General features: G+C 67.0%; 6 protein-coding genes. 5 read left to right on the forward strand and 1 reads right to left on the reverse strand.

The window, feature by feature from the left end:
- Window positions 1-1578, reverse strand: a 1578-nt coding sequence (locus ACLD7X_RS15860) for a mechanosensitive ion channel family protein (RefSeq protein WP_411424647.1), incomplete at its 3' end; no start/stop codon positions are given.
- A gap of 109 nt (window positions 1579-1687) precedes the next feature.
- Between ACLD7X_RS15860 and ACLD7X_RS15865 the strand changes: the two genes are divergently transcribed.
- The 5 genes from ACLD7X_RS15865 to ACLD7X_RS15885 all read left to right on the forward strand — a co-directional run.
- A complete protein-coding gene (locus ACLD7X_RS15865) occupies window positions 1688-1927 on the forward strand; it encodes a hypothetical protein (RefSeq protein ID WP_412006852.1) in 240 nt (79 codons plus the stop codon).
- Between the two features lie 101 nt (window positions 1928-2028).
- Window positions 2029-3027 (forward strand): formylglycine-generating enzyme family protein, encoded by a 999-nt coding sequence (locus tag ACLD7X_RS15870; RefSeq protein WP_412006853.1) that lies wholly within the window; start codon window positions 2029-2031, stop codon window positions 3025-3027.
- Between the two features lie 3 nt (window positions 3028-3030).
- Entirely contained in the window at window positions 3031-3450 is a 420-nt protein-coding gene (locus tag ACLD7X_RS15875) for a DUF1622 domain-containing protein (RefSeq protein ID WP_411424650.1), read from the forward strand.
- 77 nt (window positions 3451-3527) lie between these two features.
- Window positions 3528-3914, forward strand: coding sequence for a YidH family protein (locus ACLD7X_RS15880; protein ID WP_411424651.1), 387 nt, complete (start codon window positions 3528-3530; stop codon window positions 3912-3914).
- Window positions 3915-3919: 5 nt separating this feature from the next.
- Window positions 3920-4190, forward strand: a 271-nt coding sequence (locus tag ACLD7X_RS15885) for a hypothetical protein (RefSeq protein ID WP_411424652.1), incomplete at its 3' end; no start/stop codon positions are given.

Consider the following 4190-nt stretch of genomic DNA (forward strand, 5'->3'; position numbering starts at 1 on the left):
CTCCACCCCAGCTTCGGCAAAGCGGTCCTGCAGGGCGCCATGCAGCTGGGAGAGGCTCTGACGGTAGGTGTTGGCATCCCGGAGGTAGGCGGTGAGTTCGTAGCTGATATGAAAATCATTCAACGCCGTCTGCAGCACAAAGGGCTCCAGTTCATCCGTCACGCCTTCCACGCTGCGGGTAGCCGCCAGCATCAGTTCCTCCACCTGCCGCCAGGGCACGTCGTAGCCGATCGTGATGGTGGTGGAGAGCGCCACCGGTTGGCGGATCTCACGACGCGAGAAGCTGTAGTTGGCGATGGCATTGCTGATCACGGTGACATTGGGAATGCTCACCAGCTGGTTGTGCGGCGTCTGCAGCCGCGTCACCAGCAGGGTGCGATCCTGCACCGTGCCCATCAGGCCATTCAGTTCCACCAGGTCGCCCTCCCGGAAGGCACGGGTGTAGATCAGCAGCAGGCCGCTGATGATGTTGGCCGCCACAGCGCTCGAGCCCAGGGCAGCGAACACACCCACGAAGATCCCAGCCCCCTGGAACGCCTTGCTGCTGGATCCAGGGATGTAGGGAAAGGCGATCACGGCCGTGGCCACCGCGATCAGGATCACTACCAGCCTGGAGGTGGGCCGTGCCCACTCCCGGTAAAAGCCCGGGATGCGCAGGCGCCCCAGCCGGATGGCCTCGAACACCCCATTGCTGAACCGGGCCACCAGCACGCCGATGCCGATGATCACGGCGATCGAGAGCAGGTTGGGGATGGCATCCACCAGCCCCTCGAACAGCCCGATGGCCAGATCGCGCAGCTGTTGCCGCAGGCCGTTGGCAATCGCCTGCGTGGGCGGGAAGAATCCCAGCAGCAGTGGCACCAGCAGATAGCTGATCAGCAGCAGCAGAACCCAGTGAAGGCTGGATCGCAGGCCCTGCAGCAGTCGTCTCACCTGCTCCGGCTTCAACAGCCCTGAGAGGCCCAGCCGTGAGAGCTTCTGCAGAAGAAAGGTCTCACGGCGGAAGATCAGATCCCGAACACGCCCATTGATCCTGAACTGCATCCGCAGCCACAGCACATACACCCCCAGCACCAGCGCAGCCAGGGCGCTGCCACGCAGCCACGACTCCTGAGAATGCACCTGGCGGTAGCGCACGATCGCGGTGCGGACCTGATTGCGAGTGAGATCCGCGAGCTCACGAGGTTCCATCCCGTAGCAGCGGGCGGTGCGTTGGTTCAACACCCCCAGCCGCCGCTCCGGCTCTCCAGGTTGCTGAAGCATGATGAAACTCTCACCCTCCAGGTGCTTCACGCCGATCGCTTCGGGTTTGATCGCCTGGTTGCGGGCCAGCTCCAGCAACGTTCGGCTGCCCCGCTCGGCCACGGTGCTGACGCTCTCGGCGCCGGCGGTGCTGCGCACCTCCAGCACCTTGAGACCATCGAGCGAGATCGCGGCCGGCTCCGCCGCGCAGCCCTCGGGCACGTCCTTGGGATCCAGCACCAGGAACCCATGGGCTGGTGGCGCCAGCAGGAGCAACAGGGCCACGGCCAGAGCCGTGAGCCTGAGCAGCAGCGGCTGCACCGAGGCTGGTGCCATCGCAGGGTCACACCGGATCACTCCAGCGTGTGAAGGGTGCTGGGCTCTGTCAGCCGTCAGGTCTTGCGCTGGGGCGTTTTCTTCACCCTGGCCCAACGGCTCAGGTCTGATGGGGGGCAGCAAGAGATCACGCAGTGTTGAGATCGAACCCACGGGGCCCCCGCAGCTGGCGACGGGCCTGGGGGCCGCCGGCAACGCCCAGCTCTACCTGGATGGCGTGCTGGTGGCCCAGGCCCACTTCGACACCACCGTGCCGATCGTGTTCAGGATCGAGGGGCTCAGCTGCGGCTACGACTTCGGCGAGGCGGCGAGCTGCACGAGGTGGTGTGGGATCTCTCCGGCGAGCTGATCGTGGATGAGGAGGCGGAGGCCCGTCGATTGATGGCGCAGCAGTTGCCGGTTGCCGGGCCTTCAGCGGCTCATCACACTGCACCCAGACCCTCTGGCCGCATGACGTCGAGCACCCACCGCGCCACTCCGGTCCTGACTCCGACCCCCAGTCGCCAGGCCCCGGGCCGTCCGCCGGCCCGCGACATGGTGTGGATCCCGGGCGGCCTCTTCACGATGGGATCCGACCATCACTATCCGGAGGAGGCCCCCGCCCACAGCCGCCAGGTGGAGGGGTTCTGGATCGACCGGGCCCCGGTGACCAACGCCCAGTTCCGCAAGTTCGTGAAGGCCACGGGCCACATCACCCTCGCCGAACGCCCCGCCGACCCGGCCGACTATCCCGACGCCCTGCCGGAGCTGCTGGCCCCCGCCTCGATCGTGTTCGTGCCGCCGGCCGGGCCTGTGGGCACGGGCGATCCCTACCGCTGGTGGCAGTACATCCCCGGAGCCAACTGGCGCCACCCCGAGGGGCCCGGCTCCTCGATCAAGGACCGTGACCATCACCCCGTGGTGCATGTGGCCCACGAGGATGCCCTGGCCTACGCCGCCTGGGCCGGCAAGCAGCTGCCCACGGAGGCCGAGTGGGAGTTTGCCTCCTGGGGTGGCAGCGGCGGCACGGAATTTGTCTGGGGCTCAGAGCTCCACCCGGGGGGCCGTGCCATGGCCAACACCTTCCAGGGCGACTTTCCGCACCACAACAGCCGCCTGGATGGCTATGAGCGCACCTCGCCGGTGGGCAGCTACCCGGCCAACGGCTATGGCCTGGTGGACATGATCGGCAACGTGTGGGAGTGGACTGACAGCTGGTACAGGCCCCACAGCTCTGCCCAGTCCAGCGGAACCTCCAGCGACGCAGGCGGCTGCTGCGCCAGCGCCGCCCGGGAGGCCAGCATCGACCGCACCTCCCAGCACGGCGCCATGCCCCGCAAAGCGGTGAAGGGCGGCTCCTACCTCTGTGCCCCCAGCTACTGCCGCCGCTACCGGCCACCGGCCCGGCTGGCCCAGGGGATCGACACCTCCACCTGCCACATGGGCTTCCGCTGCGTGGTGAGGGCCTGAGGCATGGCCGTGGAGGAGCCACTGGAACACTGGCTGGCGGGCAGCGCCGAGCTGCTGCGCCTGCTGCTGGAGAGCATCTCGATCGTGTGTGTGGCCCTCGGGCTGCTGATCATCCTGGGCCAGGCCTACCGGGAGCGCCGGCAGCACGCCCGTTCCGCCCGGCCCTTCAACCGCATCCGGCTCACCTTCGGCAGCTGGCTCTCCCTGGCGCTGGAGTTTCAGCTGGCGGCCGACATCGTGGCCACCACCACCGCACCCTCCAACGAGAACCTGATCAAGCTGGCCGTGGTGGCTGTGATCCGAACCTTCCTGAATGTGTTCCTGGCCCGCGAAGTGGAAGAGGAGCGCCAGGAGGAGGAACGCCTCCTGAAGGAACGCCGTGACGAACGCAGCGCTGAGTTCAGCAAGGATCCAAGCCCATAGGGCCGCCAGGACCTTCGCCTGGAGGCTTCAGCCGACCGCACCGACACCGGAAGGCCCACACAGCCGACGCCACCACGATGCCGAACCTCAACAACGAACTCGCCAAGGAGCGCAACCGGGCGGCCGCCGAGCGCACGATGATGGCCTGGATCCGCACCTGCCTTTCATTGATCAGCTTCGGCTTCGGCCTCGACAAGATCATCGGAGCCATCAACCGCACCCGCTTCGACAGCAGTGCCCATGCCGGCCTGAGTGTGCGCCTGGTGGCCATGGGGTTCGTGCTGATCGGCATCCTGGCGATGTCGGCGGCCACGGGCCAGCACCTGCGCACCCTCAGGCTCATCCGCCGCGACGACTTCGTGTATGTGGATCAGACCTCGATCACGGTGTTCACCGCCATGGCGCTCACAGTGATCGGTGTGGTGGCCTTTGCCTTGCTGATCTCCGGCGCTTCTGGAATCTGACCCCCATGCCCCCCTTTGCTTCCTGGCTGGCTTCGGCCACCATCACCACGCTCATGTTCAGCCTTGGGCTGGGCCTCAAGGACTACCCCTTCGTGCTGCTGCGTGATCGCCCGGCGCTCCTGTGGCGCGTGGTGCTGGCCACCTGTTTGGCCGTGCCCCTCGCCGGCCTGGCTCTCGTTCTTCTGCCCCTCCAGGAGCTTCTCACACGACCCGCCTGGGCCGCCATGGCCCTGATGCTGGTGTGTCCCAGCGCCCCGCTCATCCTGTTCCGGGTGC

The sequence above is a fragment of the Aphanothece microscopica RSMan92 genome, from assembly GCF_046613545.2.
Lineage (GTDB): Bacteria > Cyanobacteriota > Cyanobacteriia > PCC-6307 > Cyanobiaceae > NIES-981.